The organism is Mesorhizobium sp. B3-2-1 (assembly GCF_006439515.1).
Classification (GTDB): domain Bacteria; phylum Pseudomonadota; class Alphaproteobacteria; order Rhizobiales; family Rhizobiaceae; genus Mesorhizobium.
Map to the genome: position 1 here is coordinate 107,206 of NZ_VFTI01000007.1, position 15,614 is coordinate 122,819.

Consider the following 15,614-nt stretch of genomic DNA (forward strand, 5'->3'; position numbering starts at 1 on the left):
CCTCCGCCGCATTTTAGCCGCAGGCGTGAACGCGGGCGCTGAGTTTTCCTTTACCCTTGATCGTTAAAATGCCGGATATCCGGACCATGATCCCGAAAAGTGGAAACCGGTTTTCGCGAAAGATCATGGTCAGGCAAGGATAGAACCTGATCGTGATCAGGTTCGGGACAGGATTTCCGCCAATGGCCGGCACATTTCGCGCCGTTTTCCTCGCCGCAGCGCGCCAATTGAAACTTGCTGCGTTGCTGGCCGCCAGCCTTGCACTGGCTGCGGTTTCGGCCTGCAACACCGGCAGCGTGCTGTCGTTGCAGCCTGCCGTCGATGTCGGCTCGCAGACCGCGGCCGTGCCGCAATATACGGGCTTGCAGAGACTAGTTCCATCCAATCCCTATATGACGCAGGCCGCCTATCCGCGCATGGATGAGCCGATGTCGCCGCTCGAGCAGATGCCGGCCAGCGAAACCGATTGCCGCCAACAGCTGAAGCGCCTCGATGTCGCCTACACCGACCTGGCGCCGATCCACGAAGGCCAGTGCGGCATCGACTATCCGGTCAAGGTCTCGGCCATCGGCGGCGTCCAGATGAAACCCGCAGCGACGCTGACCTGCGACATGGCCGCCACCTTCGCCGCCTGGACGAAGAACGAACTCGTTCCCTCAGCCCGCTGGCGTTACTTCTCCGGCGTCAAGACCATCCATCAGGGCTCGAGTTACTCCTGCCGCAACATCGCCGGTGAAGGCGTGCTATCCGAGCACGGCAAGGGCAACGCGCTCGATGTCATGAGCATCGAACTCAACAATGGCGACGACATCGACGTGCGCAAGCCCGGCCTGTTCGCCTTCCGCACGCGAGGCTTCCTCAACAATGTGCGCGCCGACGGCTGCCAGTATTTCACCACGGTGCTTGGCCCCGGCTACAATTACGATCACCGCAACCATTTCCACTTCGACATCAAGAACCGCAAGAGCGGTTATCGCGCCTGCCGCTGATCGCACAGCCGAACTTCGTCATCACAGGTCTTCGCCCCATCGCTTCGCTGCGTGATGACGAAGACATGGTCACCGGTCATAAGAAAGACACCTGGCTCTACCCATAGGACTCTGGCCCCACCGGCGGAACCTGCATAGACCCTGACGACATGGGGAGCAAATGAGCCAACGAAGCCTTCGACGACGCCTGACGATATGGCTTGCCGCGCTATTGGCCGCCTATGTGGTGCTCGCCTATGTCGCCGCGCCGGAATTCTGGACATTCCGTGACCGCGGCTTTCGCGACCAGCGCTTCGAGATGGTCACCCACACGCGGCAAGGCATTCCCGGCGACCCCATCAATGTCGGCCTGGTCGGTACGGAGAAGGAGTTGGTGCACGCTTTCGCTGTCGCCGGCTGGGACACCGCGGACGCCGTCACATTGAGGACCGCCATTGATATCGGCGAGAGCGTTCTGTTTTCCCGCCCCTATCCCGACGCACCGATGAGCCGCCTGCTGTTCGAGGGCCGCGCCCAGGAACTCGCTTTCGAAAAGCCGGTCGGTGACAGCGCCGACCGGCGCCATCACGTCCGCTTCTGGCAGACGGATACGGTCGGCGACGACGGAAGGCCGCTCTGGCTGGGTGCTGCCAGCTTCGATCGCGGCGTCGGCCTGAGCCATGACACGGGCGCCATCACCCATCATATCGGTCCCGACATCGATGCCGAGCGCGACTTCATGATCGGCGATCTGAGTGCCTCCGGCCTGCTGCTCTCGACCAGCGACCTGGCGGGCATTGGCCCCACCAAGACCGGCCGCAATGGTGGCGGCGACCCTTATTTCACCGATGGCAAGGCGATCGTCGGCGTGCTGAAGCAATTGCCATGACCGGAGATCAGGTCGTGGCGATGACGATCTTGCCGAACGGCCCCTTCTCCAGATGCTCGAAGGCGCGCGGCACCTCGTCGAAACCAAAGACCTTGTCGATGACCGGCCTTATCGCCAGCGCCTCGATCGCCTGGTTCATACGCTCGAAGGCGCGGCGGTGGCCGACCGAAATGCCTTGCACGACAATCCGGTTGCGCAGGAAGGGCACGATCGGAAAGCTGAGCTCCATGCTGCCCAACAGGCCGATGACCGACAACCTGCCGTCGGCGGCCAGCGCGTCGAGTGAGCGCCGCGCATTGCCGCCGCCGACCATTTCGAGGATATGGTTGACGCCGGCGCCACCTGTCAGCTCGCGCGCCGCTTCGTCCCATGCCGCCCTGGTGCGGTAGTTGATCACTTGCCAGGCGCCGAGCGTCCTTGCCCGCTCGAGCTTGCCGTCGCTGCTTGACGTGACGATGGCGCGCAGGCCGAAGGCGTGGGCGAATTGCAGCGCAAACAGGGAGACGCCGCCCGTGCCCTGGATCAGAATGGTCTGGCCAGGCACCGGTCTTGTCGCCTCGGCCATCGCGAACCAGGCCGTCAGCGCCGCGATCGGCAGCGTGGAAGCCTCGGCATCGCTGAGCGACGGCGGCGCCAGCACGGCGGCGTCCTCATGCAGGAGCAGGTAGTCGCTCAAAGTGCCGGGCAGCGACGATCCCAGCGTGTGCTGGTGCAGCACCGGCGGCGCATCGCCATCGGGCCAATCGGCAATCACCTGCCCCAGCACGCGCTGGCCGGTCTTGAAGCGGCTGACAGCGCCGCCGACTGCCACCACTTCGCCCACGGCATCCGATGTCGGGACGAACGGAAAGGCTAGATCGGGGATCAGCACGCCATCGACGATCATCCTGTCCTTGTAGTTCAGCGATATGGCCTTGATCCGCACCAGCAGGTCATGCGGCCCGGGCTCGGGAATCCTCCCTTCGGCCAATTCCAGCCTGGGCAGGCCAAAGCCGGTCATCCGCCAGGATCTGTTGATGTCGCTGCTCATTGCGTCTGCTCCCGATTGCATGGCTGGCGGGATATTTACGCCGTTTCACTATGGAAAAAAGCGCTTCCATGATCCATAATCGGAAACGAATTGGTGAGCAGATTTCTACAATAGGAATAGATCGATGGAATCCGCGGATCTGCAAGGCGTCGTCGCCTTCGTTCAAACGATTGAGGCAGGAAGCTTCACCGGCGCCGGAGAGCGGCTGCGGGTGACGAAATCGGCGGTCGGCAAATCGGTCGCGCAGCTTGAACAGCGGCTTGGCATCCGCTTGCTCAACCGCACGACGCGCAGCCTCAGCCCGACGAACGAAGGCCTGTGCTACTATGAAGCCTGCGTCAGGGCGCTATCCGAGATCGAAGCCGCCCAGGCGCTGCTCGCCTCGCGCCGCCAGGTGCCCTCGGGCCGGCTTCGGGTCGACCTGCCGTCGGCCTTCGGCCACCGCTGCGTGGCTCCCGTGCTGTTCGACATTTCCAGGCGATTTCCCGATCTGGCCATGGAGATTTCCTTCAACGACCGCCGCGTCGACCTCATCGAGGAAGGCATCGACCTTGCGATCCGCATGGGCGACCTCGACGACAGCCTGTCGCTGGCCGCACGCCGGCTCTATACCCAGCGCTCTGCCATATGCGCCGCCCCCGCCTATCTCGACAGAAACGGCAGGCCGCGAACGATCGAGGATCTCGCCGGCCATGACCTGATCGGCTACACCCGCAACGGCGTCGCCCACGCGTGGAGCATCAGGCAGGCCGATGGCCATGTCGCGAAGTTCACGCCGCGGGCAAGGCTGGTGCTCGACAATGGCGAGCCGATGCTGGGCGCGGTCCTTGCCGGTTGCGGCATCACCTTCCTGCCGACCTGGCTGGTGGCGGACAGTCTCAAGAGCGGCGCGCTGGAAATGGTGCTGATGGACACGCTGGTCGAAAACATTTCCGTCCATGCCATCTGGCCGGTGACACGCGCCTTGACGCCCAAGGTGCGGGTCGTTGTCGACGCGCTGGTTGCGCATTTCTCGTCGCCGCCCTGGGATGCCGCCTGATCGACCCGCATTTGCCGTCATCTTTCTAAAATGGTCGCCGACTATTTTCGAAAGCCGTGCGGCAATGCTATTGAGCCCTCATGCTATACGTTGAAATCGCCACCGTGGTCGTCCTCATCTGCGTGAACGGCCTTCTGTCGATGTCCGAACTCGCCATCGTCTCATCGCGGCCGGCTCGCCTGAAGGCGATGATCGACCGCAACGTCAAAGGCGCCGGCCGCGCTTTGGCGCTTGGCTCCAATCCCGGCAAATTCCTGTCCTCCGTGCAGATCGGCATCACGCTGGTCGGCGTGCTCTCGGGCGCCTTTTCCGGCGCCACGCTCGGCCAGAGGCTGGCGCAATCCCTGGCTTCGACAGGCGTCCGCGAGAACATCGCCGATCCGCTCGGCGTCGGCATCGTCGTGGCCATCATCACCTATGCCTCGCTGATCATCGGCGAACTGGTGCCCAAGCAGATCGCGCTGCGCGATCCCGAGCGGGTCGCGGTGCGCGCCGCGCCGGCAATGACCATCCTCGCCACCGTCTCGGCCCCTCTGGTCTTCCTGCTCGATATTTCGGGCCGTGCCCTGCTCTGGCTGCTCGGCCAGCACGGCGAAAGCGAGGAAAAGGTCACCGACGAGGAGATCAGGATGCTGGTCGCCGAGGCCGAGCATCACGGTACCATCGAATCCGACGAGCGGCGCATGATCGCCGGCGTCATGCGGCTTGGCGACCGCGCCGTGCGCGCCGTCATGTCGCCGCGCACCGATGTCGACTGGATCAACCTGCAGTCCGATGAAACCACGATCCGCAAGCTTCTGATGGACACCCAGCATTCGCGCCTGCCCGCCGGCGACGGCGGGGTGGACGCCATGATCGGCGTCATCCAGACGCGCGACGTGCTGGCCGCGCTGCTCGGTGGCCGCGCACTCGACCCGCGCAAGTATGTGCGCGCGGCTCCCATCGTGCACGACCAGGCCGATGCGCTCGATGTGCTGCAGAAGCTGAAGGAGAGCGACGTGCCGATGGCGCTGGTGCATGACGAATACGGCCACTTCGAGGGCATCGTCACCCCCGCCGACATTCTGGAAGCCATCACCGGCGTCTTCCGCTCGGACCTCGAGGCCGGCGAGGAAGAAAACGCCGTTCAGCGCGACGACGGCTCATGGCTGCTTGCCGGCTACATGCAGGCCGACGAGATGGCCGAGGTGCTGGGCATCGACCTGCCGGAAAACCGCGACTACGAGACCGTCGCCGGCTATGTGCTGTCGCACATGCACCATCTGCCGGCGACCGGCGAATGCGTCGATGCTCAGGGCTGGCGCTTCGAGGTGGTCGACCTCGACGGCCGCCGCATCGACAAGCTGATCGCCACCCGCCTGCCCAGCGGCCACCGCGAGGTGGCGCGCTGACGGTTCAAGTGTCCAAGGAGATCTACTGCTCCGCGAAAGCGCGCGCGAATGAATCGAGCATCGGCCGCGCGAGATACTCCAGGAAAGTCCGGTCGCCGGTGCTGATGAACGCCTCGACCGGCGTCCCGGGATAAAGTTGATCGCGCCTCACGCCGGGCGGCAGGTCGGCGGCAATCGTCAGCTTGGCGCGGAAATAGGGTTCACGCGAGGTCTGGTCGATGAGCCGATCCGCCGAAATCCGTGTCACGGTGGCTGAAACCTCTGGCGTGAGCCGCGAATTCAAGGCGGACAATCGCAGTTTCGCCGGCTGACCGACGCGGACCTGATCGATGTCCTTCGGCCGCAGTCTCGCGTCGACGACAAGGCCCGACGCGGTGGGCAGGATCTCCATGATCTTTTCGCCGGGGGCAATCACACTGCCCTTGGAATTGTAGGTCGACGACACCACGATGCCCGCTGCCGGCGCCTTGATCGTCGTTCGCCGCACCACCGCCTCCGCCGCCCTGGTCTGTTCCTCGACGTCGGCCAGATTGGAGCGAACGTCGTCGAGTTTCGTCAGCGCCTCCTCGACGCGTTGCGTGGTCAGGCGCTCGGTCTGCTCCTGGGCTTCGACGATCTGGGTGTTGGCCGTCGCGAGATTGGCCTCCAGCGCCCCGGCCTGCCCGACGAGATCGGCCTCGCTGCGCAATAGCTGGGAGTATTCGGTCCGGTTGGTGAGGCCCCTGTCCAACAAGCTGGTCTTGATGCCGAGTTCTTTCTTGACGACTTCGGCTTGTTGCTGAATGGCCTGTTTCTGGGCCTGCAATCCCGTTACCGACTGCCGGTGCATGGCGGCCCGTTGTGCCAGGATCGATTTTTCCGACCGGAACCGGGCGAGCCTGGCGTCGAATTCCTTCTGCTGCTCTCGAATCAGGATTTCGAAATCGTGCTGGAAAGGCGCGGGCGCCGCTTCGGCGATTGGCGCCAGCCTGTCCAACCCGTCGCGTTCCGCCTCCAGCCGCGCCGCGCTCGCCCTGAGCGCGATCGACTGTCTCGTCAGCCGGTTGAGCTCGGCCTGCGCGGCCGTTGGATCCAGCACGATCAGATCCTGGCCCAGTTGCACGCGATCGCCTTCATGGACCAGCAACGCCTGGACGATACCGCCCTCGCGATGCTGGATCTGGATGTTGCCGCCGGTTGCCGAGATCGTGCCTTGCGTGATCACCGCTCCCGACAAGGGCGCGCTGACGGCCCAATAGCCGAAGCCGCCCGCCAGCAGCGCTATGGCAGCATAGCCGGTGAGGGCCACGCGTCTTATGTCGGTGCGAGGCTGGTTATCCCAGGCGATGCTCTGTGTCGTCATCTTCAGGATCCGAAGCTGCCATGCGCGCGGATCGTCGGGGCGAACGACCCGGTCACCACCGTGCTCTGCTGGACGCCCTTGCCGACGACCGACCGCCGCAGCATCTCGCTGCTTGGGCCGAAGGCTTCGATCATGCCGCCGCGCAAGAGCATCACGCGGTCGCAAGCAGCCGCGATCGAAGGCTGATGGGTGATCACGACGACCGTGACGCCGGCCGTCCGCGCAGCCGAAAGCACCGCCTCGAGCGCGGCCTCGCCGCTGCCGTCGAGATGGGAACTGGGCTCGTCGAGCACCAGGATCCGCGGATTGCCGTAGAAGGCGCGCGCCAGCCCGATACGCTGGCGCTCGCCGCCCGACAGCGTCCTGTCCGACGGGCCGATCATGGTCTGGTAGCCATCGCGCTGCGCCAGGATCAACTCATGCACCTGGGCACGCCTTGCCGCATCGACGATCGCTCCGTCATCCGCCTCCGGGTCGAAGCGGGCGACGTTTTGCGCGATCGATCCTGGAAAGAGCTCGACCTCCTGCGCGAGGTATCCGACATGCTTTCCGAGCTGGCTTTCGTCCCAGGTCCCGAGGTCGGCGCCGTCGATCCTGATTGAGCCGCCGGTCGGCTGTGCGGCCCCCACGAGCAACCGCGCCAGCGTCGATTTGCCGGCGCCGCTCGGGCCGACGATGGCCAACGCTTCGCCGGCGCCGATGGCAAAGGTAAGCCGCTTGAGAATGGGCTCCGTGCCGGGTCGGGCATTCGGCGCCATGAAGAAAACGTCCTGCGCGGAAATCGCACCTGCCGGATCGGGCAGGACAAGTTTTCGCGCCTCGGCCGGACGTGCCGCAAGCGCCTTCTCCAGCCGTGTCCACGCGCGCCGGGCGTCGGCGATCTGCCGCCAGGCGCCGATCAGTTGGTCGAGCGGCTGCAGCGCCCGCGACGACACCAGCGACGAAGCGAAGATCATGCCGGCCGTCATCTGCCCTCGAAGCACCAGCCATGCACCGGCGCCGAGGATCGCCAGCTGCAGCATCATGCGCAGCGCCCGCGAGGCGCCGCTGAAGATCGCATTGGCGCTCGAAGAACGGTCGTGGAAGGCGAGCGCAGCCGCTACATGCCGTGCCCAGACCCGCGAGGCGTTCTCCACCATGCCCATGGCGCGCAGCGTCTCCGCATTGCGGGCAAAGGCCTGTTCCGCCTGGCTGGCCAAGGCCGAACGCTCCGTGGACAAGGCGTCGTTCCTGCCAATGGCAAGCTGGTTGGCCGCGACCAGGAAAAGCAGAAGCACCGCGCCGGCGACCGTCACCCAGAACAGCACCGGATGGATCAGATAGAGCAAGGCGAGGAAGACCGGCGCAAAGGGCAGGTCGAACAGCACCGCCACGCCGCGCGACCTGATGAAGGCACAGACCGAGGCGAGGTCGCGCAGCGGCGACAGACCGGCATATTTTGCGCCGAGCGAAATGGCGAAGGTGCTGGCACCCAGCTTCCGGTCGACCGTCGCCGCGACGCGCTGCGTGTAGACGGCGCGGATCGCATCCAGCAGCCCGAGGAAGGCGAGCGCGAGAACCGCGATGCCCGAAAGATAGACGAGCGTCTCGACGCTGGAGGACGGCAGCACACGGTCATAGACCTGCAGCAGGTAGAGCGGGATCACCAGCAGCAGGATGTTGATCAGCAACGAGAAGACGCCGACATCGGCGATGGCGCGCATGAAGACCGGACGCAGGCCCGACGGTCCAGTCATTTCCGCTTTCCCCACCGCTGCATGACCCCGGGACCTTACGCGTGGCCTCCGAATTCCGAGCCGTTGTGCAGCGTGCTGCTGGCGATGCTGTGCGTGGCGCTGCTGCTGTGCAGAGCGCTCGCCGGCGCGTTGTCCAACGTATAGGCGCGGATGTAGTCGATCTTCATCTCGGCTGGCGTCGCCAGATGATCGGGCGGAGAGCCGGCGAAACCGCCGACCGCGAGATTGACCAGCATGTACATGGGCTTGTTCATGTCGGATGGCGTCGCCGCTTCCGCGACCTGAACACCATCATAAGTCCAGACGAGCTTCTCCGGCGTCCACAGCACGCCATAGGTGTGGAAGCCGGCGGTGTCCATGGTATTCACCGTCGACGTCACCTTGGTGTGCGTTCCCGTTTCATTTGAGTGCGCCGTCATGATCAACGAGTTCGGGTCCTGTCCGCGCGTCTCCACCACATCCAGTTCCGGCGGCCACGAGCCGTCTTCCGGCAGCAGCCAGAAGGCTGGCCAGGCGCCGGCGTTCTCGGGCAGGTCGGCCCGCATTTCGAAATAGCCATAGGTCTGCGAGAACGAGTCATGCGTCGTCAGGACGCCGGACGTGTATTCGTAATTGTTGATGAGAGGCTTGATGTCTGCCGGCGCCTGAGCCGCGGTGATGGTGAGCACGCCGTTATCGACGCTGAACGGGTGGACCGAACTCGTCGGTGCGTAATTGGCGTTGATGTACCACTGCAATTCGGCATTGTCGCTCAAAGTGCTGCCGTTCGGCGCTCCCCATGAGAAATTGGTGTCCCACGTGCCGCCCTGGGCATTGTGAAGATTGAGCGTGTTGAAATCGTCGCTGAAGGACAGCTTCATTGCGGACATGTCGATCGGCAATTCGAACTGGCCGGGCTGCAGCTTGTCGACGGTCGTGTCCTTGAACTCGAGGATCTCGCCGGATCCGAGGTTCAACAACACGTTCGATCCCGCCTGGACCATGTTCGAGTGGATGGCGTCGAACGAAGTGAACCCATAGCCATTGAGGCGTACGGTATCGGTGGCGGCAAAATTCGCGATCAGATCGCTTCCGTCGCCTTTCGAGACGATGAACGTGTCGTAACCGCCGCCGCCGTCGATCAGCACATCGTTTCCCGCGCCGCCGTCCAGCGTCTGGTGTCCGGCGGTGGCGGTGATGATGTTGTCCAACCCATTTCCGAAGGCGTAGTTATTGGGGTTTGTGACGATGAGGTTCTCGACATTGTCGGGAAGCTTGTAGCTCATCCATGTGCTGATCGTGTCGATGCCCGCCCCGGCGGCCTCGGCCACCTTGTTGCCCGCCCCATAGAGGTAATAGATGTCATCGCCGGTGCCACCATGCATCGTGACGTTGACATTGCCTGCTCCGTAGAGCGAGTCGTTTCCCGCACTGCCGTACAAGTCCGGGCCGGCCCCTGGCGCCGAGAACCAATGGTTGGAGGCGCCGCTATAGGGAAGAGGAACACCCACGGCGTTGACGAAGAAGCTCATCGGACAAATCCTCCTCGTGACGCCTGGCCACCTTGTGTCGTTCGATTCCAGGCGACCGCACCCGGACCAACGTTGCCATGCGAGATATCGTTCCAGGAACTTGCCATATAGTCTGCCATTGCATCGATCATTCGGTGACATTCTCTGAGCGGACAGCACAACAGACCAACAATTGGTCCATAGATCGTAATCAGGCGGGCGAAATATTTAATAAAAATTTCACGATACGGGCCGATCTACTTGCGGTCATGCCTGTTTCAGGTCACCCGGAGCGCTCTCTGCTGTCTGGCGAGGCCGTGCAATTGCCGCTCCGGGAAATAACGCGTTGCCGCACCGGCTGACGATTGAGATGGTCGACCTCGACGGCCGCCGCATCGACAAACTGATCGCCACCCGCCAGCCCAGCGGCCATCGCGAAGCGGTGCGCTGACTGTCGTAGTGTGCGACCTGCCCTCAGACAGCGGCCTCGATCGGCTCGGCAAGCCTGGGATTTGAACGCGCCGCGATCAGGCAACTGGCCACGATAAGGCCGGCTCCCGCCAGCGTGGTCCAGGTCACCGCCTCGTCGAAAAAGAGGAAGCCAAGCGCGATCGCCCAGATGAAGGCCGAGTACTCCGTCGGGATCAGATATTGCGCTTCGGCCCGCGCGTAAGCCCAGCTCATCAGGAACTGGCCGGCGAGCGACAGCGCCGTCACCCCGGCGAGCGGAAGCCAGAGTTCTCGAGGCAGGGCAACGGCGAGCCAAGGTGCCGCGAGACCGAGGATGACCGCCACGCAAAGATTCTGGAACAGCATGATCTCGATCGGCTTGGCCACCAGTGCCTGCTGCCGCGCAAGGATCAGATTGTAGGCGTAGAACACCGTCGATACCAGCACCGCCGCTGTGCCGAGCAAGGCATCCTTGGCATGGTTCGCCTGCCCGAACTGGCCGCCCACGATGATTGCGACGCCCGCTATGCCGGCCAATGAAGCCCAGATCGCCCGCCGCTGTATTCTTTCGCCGAGCAGCAGCGCGGCCAGCAGCAGGGCAAACAGCGGCGCGACGAAGCTGAGCCCGATCGCCTCGGCCAGCGGCAGCCTGGCGAGCCCCCAGAAGAAGGACAGCAAGACGACGCCGACGACCGCGGCGCGCAGCGCATGCAGCCTGAGCACGGAAGGCGTGGGCAGCCTGCGTGGCCCAATCGACCAGCCAGTAGCCGCGACCACGGTCGCCAGCATGCTGCGCCACAGCACCGTGTTGTAGACGCCGACCGCGATGACCAGCACCTTCATGGCCGCGTCCATCCCCGACAGCAGGAAGATGCCGAGCGCGCAGACAAGCACCGGGACCATGGGAGAAACGACGCCTGCCAGGCTGGATGACTTCACGAGGCCCCCTCATGTGGTGGATCGCAGCCGGATATATCAGGACCAATCGGCGGGGCCAGATGGCAGCCCAGCCGATATGGCGGTCCACATTGCTGCTGTGATCTGGGACCTGAACTTTTTTGCCACGCCTGTCGATTCCGCCATTGCCCGTTCGTCATATGATTGAACCAACCCAACCAAGGAGAAGACCATGCGGTTCATGATGCTGATGATCCCCGGCGGCTACGCGGACGCCGCACCCGATGTCATGCCCAGCGCCGAGGCGGTGGAAGGGATGATGAAGTACAATCACGAACTGAAGAAAGCCGGCGTGCTTCTGGCGCTCGACGGCCTGCATCCGCCGTCCGCCGGGGCGCGGGTCAGCTACAAGGGCGGCAAGCCTGTGGTCGTCGACGGCCCCTTCGCCGAGGTCAAGGAAGTGCTGGGCGGCTATTGGGTGATCGACGTGCGCTCGCGCGATGAGGCCATCGAATGGGCCTGTCGCTGCCCCGCCGGCGAGAACGACGTGATCGAAATCCGCCAAGTCTTTGAAATGAGCGAATTTCCCGAGGACGTTCAGAAGGTGGCGGAAGGTTTTGGCGAGCTGAAGGGTTGACCGCCAACGCAACCATCGAGGCCGTCTGGCGGATCGAGCAGCCGAAGCTCACCGCCAGATTGGCGCGCACCCTCAGGGATGTCGGGCTGGCCGAGGAAATCGCGCAGGACGCCTTCCTGCTGGCGCTGGAGCGCTGGCCTCGCGACGGCATCCCGCCCAACCCGGCCGCCTGGTTGACGCAGGTCGCCAGGAACCGCGCGCTCGACCGGCTGCGCCGCACCACCATGATCGACGGCAAGCATCGCGAACTCGCCATCGACCTCGCCGAACTGGAGCGCGAGATGCCCGACATCGGGGCGGCGCGCGACGAGGATATCGACGACGACCTCCTGCGGCTGATCTTCACCGCTTGCCATCCCGTCTTGCCCGCCGAGCAGCGCGCCGCACTGGCCTTGCGGCTCTTGGGCGGGCTGTCGACGCCGCAGATCGCCCGCGCCTTCCTGGTGCCCGAAGCCACAGCGGCCCAGCGCATCGTGCGCGCCAAGCGAACCCTTCGCGATGCCGCCATCCCGTTCGAGACGCCACGCGCGGAAGAGCGGCGCGACCGCCTCGCCGCCGTGCTGGAGGTGGTTTACCTCATCTTCAACGAGGGCTATGTGGCCACCACTGGACCGGACTGGTTGTGCACCGATCTATGCGCCGAGGCGCTGCGCCTCGGCCGCTCATTGGCGGCGCTGATGCCTGACGAGCCCGAGGTGCGGGGGCTGGTGTCGCTGATGGAGTTCAACGCCTCGCGCTTCGCGGCCCGCACCGGCGCAACGGGCGACCCGATCCTGCTGCTCGACCAGGACCGCGGCCGGTGGAACTGGTCGCTCATCCGGAGCGGCCTCGACGGCCTGAATCGCGCCATGGCCCTGACATCAGCGCCCGGCCCCTATCTGCTGCAGGCGATGATCGCGGCCTGCCATGCCCGCGCGGTCACCGCCGCCGACACTGACTGGATCGCGATATCGGCCTACTACCAGGCGCTTGCGCTCTCGGCTCCCTCGCCGATCGTCGAGATCAACCGCGCCGTGGCGGTCGGCATGGCGTTCGGCCCGGCGCAAGGCCTCGCCATCGTCGAGGCGCTGAAGGACGAGCCGCGCCTGAAGGACTCGCATCTCCTGCCCACGGTGCGCGGCGATCTCCTGGAGAAGCTCGGCCATCGGGCGGAAGCCAGCGCCGCGTTCCGCCAGGCCGCCCAATTGACCGGCAATGACAGGGAACGCGCCCTGCTGCTCGCCCGCGCCACGGCAGCCGCCGATCGCGACCTTTAGCTGGCCGTTCGCCGCCGCGCCAAGCGGTTTGGTAGGCGTGGCGTTTCAAGCTAACTTTCAGGCGCGCCGCAACTTCTTCGCAAGAACCCCGACGAAAAAAGGGCGGCGCAAGCGCCGCCCCGTATCCTTGGGAGGACAATCCGATCCGGCGGATCAGGCCGCCTGGGCTTCGCCGGCGACGGCATCGGCGGCACGAGCGGCCTTCAGCACCTTGGCCCACCAGGCGACGTCGTTGACCAGCGCGGTGGCGGCCTGGTTCAGGTGCTCGAGCTCCTCGAGCTTCTTCTCACCCTGGCGGACGGCAAGGAAATCGCCCCAGGCGATATGGACGGCGGACTTGACCGGCGCCATCTGCAATTCGACGGCGTGGAGACGAAGCTGTTCGACGGCGCGCGAGCCACCGACACTGCCATAGCCGACGAAGCCGGCCGGCTTCTTGTTCCACTCATTGGCGGCGTAGTCGATGGCATTCTTCAGCACCGCCGTCGGGCCGTGATTGTATTCGGCGGCGGTGAAGATGAAGCCGTCGAATCCGGCGACCTTCTTCTGCCAGCGCTGTGCGACTTCGTTCTGCGACGGCGCCCAGGCGGAAGACGCGACCTCATCGAAGAAGGGCAGCGGAAAGTCGCGCAGATCGACGATTTCGACATCGATATCGGCATGTGCCTTGGCGATCTTGGCGATCCACTGCGTCGGCACGTCGGCGAAGCGGGCGGCGCGCGTCGAACCGACGACAATGGCGATTTTGGGCTTGGACATAAGGGGCTCTCCTTGCAGGAATTTTTGGTATCGTTTGGATACCGGCGCTATATGTGATACTGTCAAACTGGCGCGCAAGGAGGCACGTTTTTGTTACTGAGGCACCCGCATAACACCGAGGACTGCCGGGCCGTGTCGGAGATCCTGCAACGCGTCGGCGACAAATGGACCGTGCTCGTGGTCGGCAAGCTTGGCGGTGGACCGCTGCGTTTCAACGAGCTGCGCGCGGCTGTCGGCGGCATCTCGCAGAAGATGCTGACCACCACCTTGCGCGGCCTGGAGCGCGACGGCTTCGTCACCCGCAAGGTGTTTCCGACCATCCCGCCGCGCGTCGATTACGAGCTGACGGAGCTCGGTCACGAGCTGCTGGTACCGGTCGGCGCGCTTGGGGATTGGGCACGCAAGAACACTCAGCGCGTCCAGTCGGCGCGCGCCAGATTTGACGAGATGCAAGCCTGAAGCCCTTGCGCGGCAAGGAGTCCGGAGTTTCGCACTGAGCGGCGCTGCGTGTTTGCAGGCGAGGTCATGATTTCCTGAAGGACATCTGGGAATTTGTCTGTGGCGCTCGAGCCGGCCCACACGTGCCCGGCTCCTCGCGACTGTGACCGCATTCCAAAGGCAGCCGGTCAGGCTCTCGGTGCCATGGTCCCGCAAGGCGTCGAGCCGCAGATCGTGCACGTCGCTGTCCACTCCTTCACACCAGCCGTGTCATGCACACAGGCGGTGCGCCCAAGGTCCTGTTTGACTTCAGCATAAGCGGTCATGCCGAGCAGGCAGGCGAGCGCGGCGAGAGCCGCCGCAAGCCAGCCGTTCAATAGGTGTTGACGCATTGTCTTCCTCCGACGCCCGCAGAATTAGCCGGGGAGGCAACGGCAGGATGTCGCTGAACGCATCGCCCGCTCGGGCGATGTTACAAACGTCCCTGATTGGCGGTATCGAATCAGCTCTCGGCCGGGACGGCCTTCGGCTTGCCCTCGCCATCGAGCGCCACCATGACGAAATCGGCGTGGGTGACCTTTTCCATCAGGTCGGAGAGATAACGTTGTGCCCAGGCCTCGACCTTGAGCGTCATCGAGGTGCGGCCGACGCGTTCGACATGGGTATAGATGCACAGCGTGTCGCCGATCTTCATTGGCTTGGCGAAGGACATCTCCTTGACCGCCGCCGTCACCACGCGCCCCCTGGCGCGCTCGGCGGCGCGGATGCCGCAGGCAAGGTCCATCTGCGCCATCACCCATCCACCAAAAATGTCGCCGGCGGCATTGGCGTCCGAAGGCATGGCCAGCGTGCGCAGCGTCAGGTCTCCGATCGGCCGTCCGTCCGCGTATTGCACCATGAAGACAGCTCCCTTGCCAATCTGGGCCAACCTGGTGAGATTGCCTATCGGTCGCAAGACGAATGGTCAACGCGTAGCAGCCGCGATGGAGAGTTCAGGTGGCGCGCCGCATCCTCATCGATTTCGAGACGACATCAGACGACATTGATCTCAATTTCAAGATCTGGATATTCGCCGAGGACCTCTATCGCGCCTTGCGATCGAACGAGGTGGCATCGCTCTCGCTTGATGACGTCGACCGCGTTGCATCTCGGCTCGTCATTCCGGTTCGCTCGAAGAGAAAAGTGCGCCGCACCGCCACTGTCATCGAACAGCTGCTGGATGCTCATTTTCTTGCCCAGTGCGCCACATTGTCCGTCATCGACGAAAGCGGCCGGCCTGTTGATTGAACGGC

General features: G+C 64.3%; 16 protein-coding genes. 8 read left to right on the forward strand and 8 right to left on the reverse strand.

Translation table 11 applies throughout. The features are described from left to right. The first annotated feature begins 182 nt into the window (after positions 1-182). Positions 183-989, forward strand: a complete 807-nt coding sequence (locus tag FJW08_RS09770; protein WP_140810329.1) for an extensin family protein — start codon at positions 183-185, stop codon at positions 987-989. A 160-nt stretch (positions 990-1,149) separates the two neighbouring features. Continuing rightward, positions 1,150-1,857: an LssY C-terminal domain-containing protein gene (locus FJW08_RS09775; RefSeq protein WP_140810330.1), complete on the forward strand. Its 708-nt coding sequence runs from the start codon at positions 1,150-1,152 to the stop codon at positions 1,855-1,857. Between the two features lie 7 nt (positions 1,858-1,864). Here the strand turns inward: FJW08_RS09775 and FJW08_RS09780 are convergent, their stop codons facing one another. Next, positions 1,865-2,887 (reverse strand): NAD(P)-dependent alcohol dehydrogenase, encoded by a 1,023-nt coding sequence (locus FJW08_RS09780; protein WP_140810331.1) that lies wholly within the window; start codon positions 2,885-2,887, stop codon positions 1,865-1,867. A 124-nt stretch (positions 2,888-3,011) separates the two neighbouring features. Here FJW08_RS09780 and FJW08_RS09785 point away from each other — a divergent pair, with 124 nt between their 5' ends. Continuing rightward, complete coding sequence (locus tag FJW08_RS09785) at positions 3,012-3,926, forward strand: LysR family transcriptional regulator (protein WP_140810332.1); 915 nt, start codon at positions 3,012-3,014, stop codon at positions 3,924-3,926. A gap of 80 nt (positions 3,927-4,006) precedes the next feature. Next, on the forward strand, positions 4,007-5,317 hold the full coding sequence (locus FJW08_RS09790; protein WP_140759465.1) for a hemolysin family protein: 1,311 nt from the start codon (positions 4,007-4,009) through the stop codon (positions 5,315-5,317). A 22-nt stretch (positions 5,318-5,339) separates the two neighbouring features. Here FJW08_RS09790 and FJW08_RS09795 read toward each other — a convergent pair whose 3' ends face one another. From FJW08_RS09795 to FJW08_RS09810, 4 genes are all read right to left on the reverse strand, one after another. Continuing rightward, positions 5,340-6,659 (reverse strand): HlyD family type I secretion periplasmic adaptor subunit, encoded by a 1,320-nt coding sequence (locus tag FJW08_RS09795; protein WP_140810333.1) that lies wholly within the window; start codon positions 6,657-6,659, stop codon positions 5,340-5,342. Positions 6,660-6,661: 2 nt separating this feature from the next. Then, positions 6,662-8,395 carry a type I secretion system permease/ATPase gene (locus FJW08_RS09800; protein WP_140810335.1) on the reverse strand — a complete coding sequence of 578 codons (1,734 nt, stop codon included), beginning with the start codon at positions 8,393-8,395 and terminating at the stop codon, positions 6,662-6,664. A gap of 35 nt (positions 8,396-8,430) precedes the next feature. After that, on the reverse strand, positions 8,431-9,906 hold the full coding sequence (locus tag FJW08_RS09805; RefSeq protein ID WP_140810336.1) for a family 16 glycosylhydrolase: 1,476 nt from the start codon (positions 9,904-9,906) through the stop codon (positions 8,431-8,433). A 453-nt stretch (positions 9,907-10,359) separates the two neighbouring features. Beyond that, positions 10,360-11,238, reverse strand: coding sequence for a DMT family transporter (locus FJW08_RS09810; RefSeq protein WP_140810451.1), 879 nt, complete (start codon positions 11,236-11,238; stop codon positions 10,360-10,362). A gap of 226 nt (positions 11,239-11,464) precedes the next feature. Here FJW08_RS09810 and FJW08_RS09815 point away from each other — a divergent pair, with 226 nt between their 5' ends. Together FJW08_RS09815 and FJW08_RS09820 are read left to right on the forward strand one after the other, a co-directional pair. Then, the gene (locus FJW08_RS09815; RefSeq protein WP_140810337.1) at positions 11,465-11,869 is read left to right on the forward strand and encodes a YciI family protein; all 405 of its coding nucleotides are present in this window, start codon (positions 11,465-11,467) and stop codon (positions 11,867-11,869) included. Next, on the forward strand, positions 11,866-13,125 hold the full coding sequence (locus FJW08_RS09820; protein WP_140810338.1) for an RNA polymerase sigma factor: 1,260 nt from the start codon (positions 11,866-11,868) through the stop codon (positions 13,123-13,125). Before FJW08_RS09815 ends, FJW08_RS09820 begins: the two co-directional genes overlap by 4 nt. 153 nt (positions 13,126-13,278) lie before the next feature. Here the strand turns inward: FJW08_RS09820 and FJW08_RS09825 are convergent, their stop codons facing one another. Continuing rightward, positions 13,279-13,884 carry an NADPH-dependent FMN reductase gene (locus FJW08_RS09825; RefSeq protein ID WP_140759445.1) on the reverse strand — a complete coding sequence of 202 codons (606 nt, stop codon included), beginning with the start codon at positions 13,882-13,884 and terminating at the stop codon, positions 13,279-13,281. A gap of 90 nt (positions 13,885-13,974) precedes the next feature. On the opposite strand from FJW08_RS09825, the gene FJW08_RS09830 reads away from it, so the two are divergent. Then, complete coding sequence (locus FJW08_RS09830) at positions 13,975-14,343, forward strand: helix-turn-helix domain-containing protein (RefSeq protein ID WP_140759442.1); 369 nt, start codon at positions 13,975-13,977, stop codon at positions 14,341-14,343. Between the two features lie 167 nt (positions 14,344-14,510). Here FJW08_RS09830 and FJW08_RS09835 read toward each other — a convergent pair whose 3' ends face one another. After that, positions 14,511-14,714, reverse strand: coding sequence for a hypothetical protein (locus FJW08_RS09835; protein ID WP_140810339.1), 204 nt, complete (start codon positions 14,712-14,714; stop codon positions 14,511-14,513). Positions 14,715-14,824: 110 nt separating this feature from the next. Beyond that, entirely contained in the window at positions 14,825-15,220 is a 396-nt protein-coding gene (locus FJW08_RS09840) for an acyl-CoA thioesterase (protein WP_013893544.1), read from the reverse strand. A 98-nt stretch (positions 15,221-15,318) separates the two neighbouring features. Between FJW08_RS09840 and FJW08_RS09845 the strand changes: the two genes are divergently transcribed. Next, complete coding sequence (locus FJW08_RS09845; RefSeq protein WP_140810341.1) at positions 15,319-15,609, forward strand: hypothetical protein; 291 nt, start codon at positions 15,319-15,321, stop codon at positions 15,607-15,609. Positions 15,610-15,614: the final 5 nt, after the last annotated feature.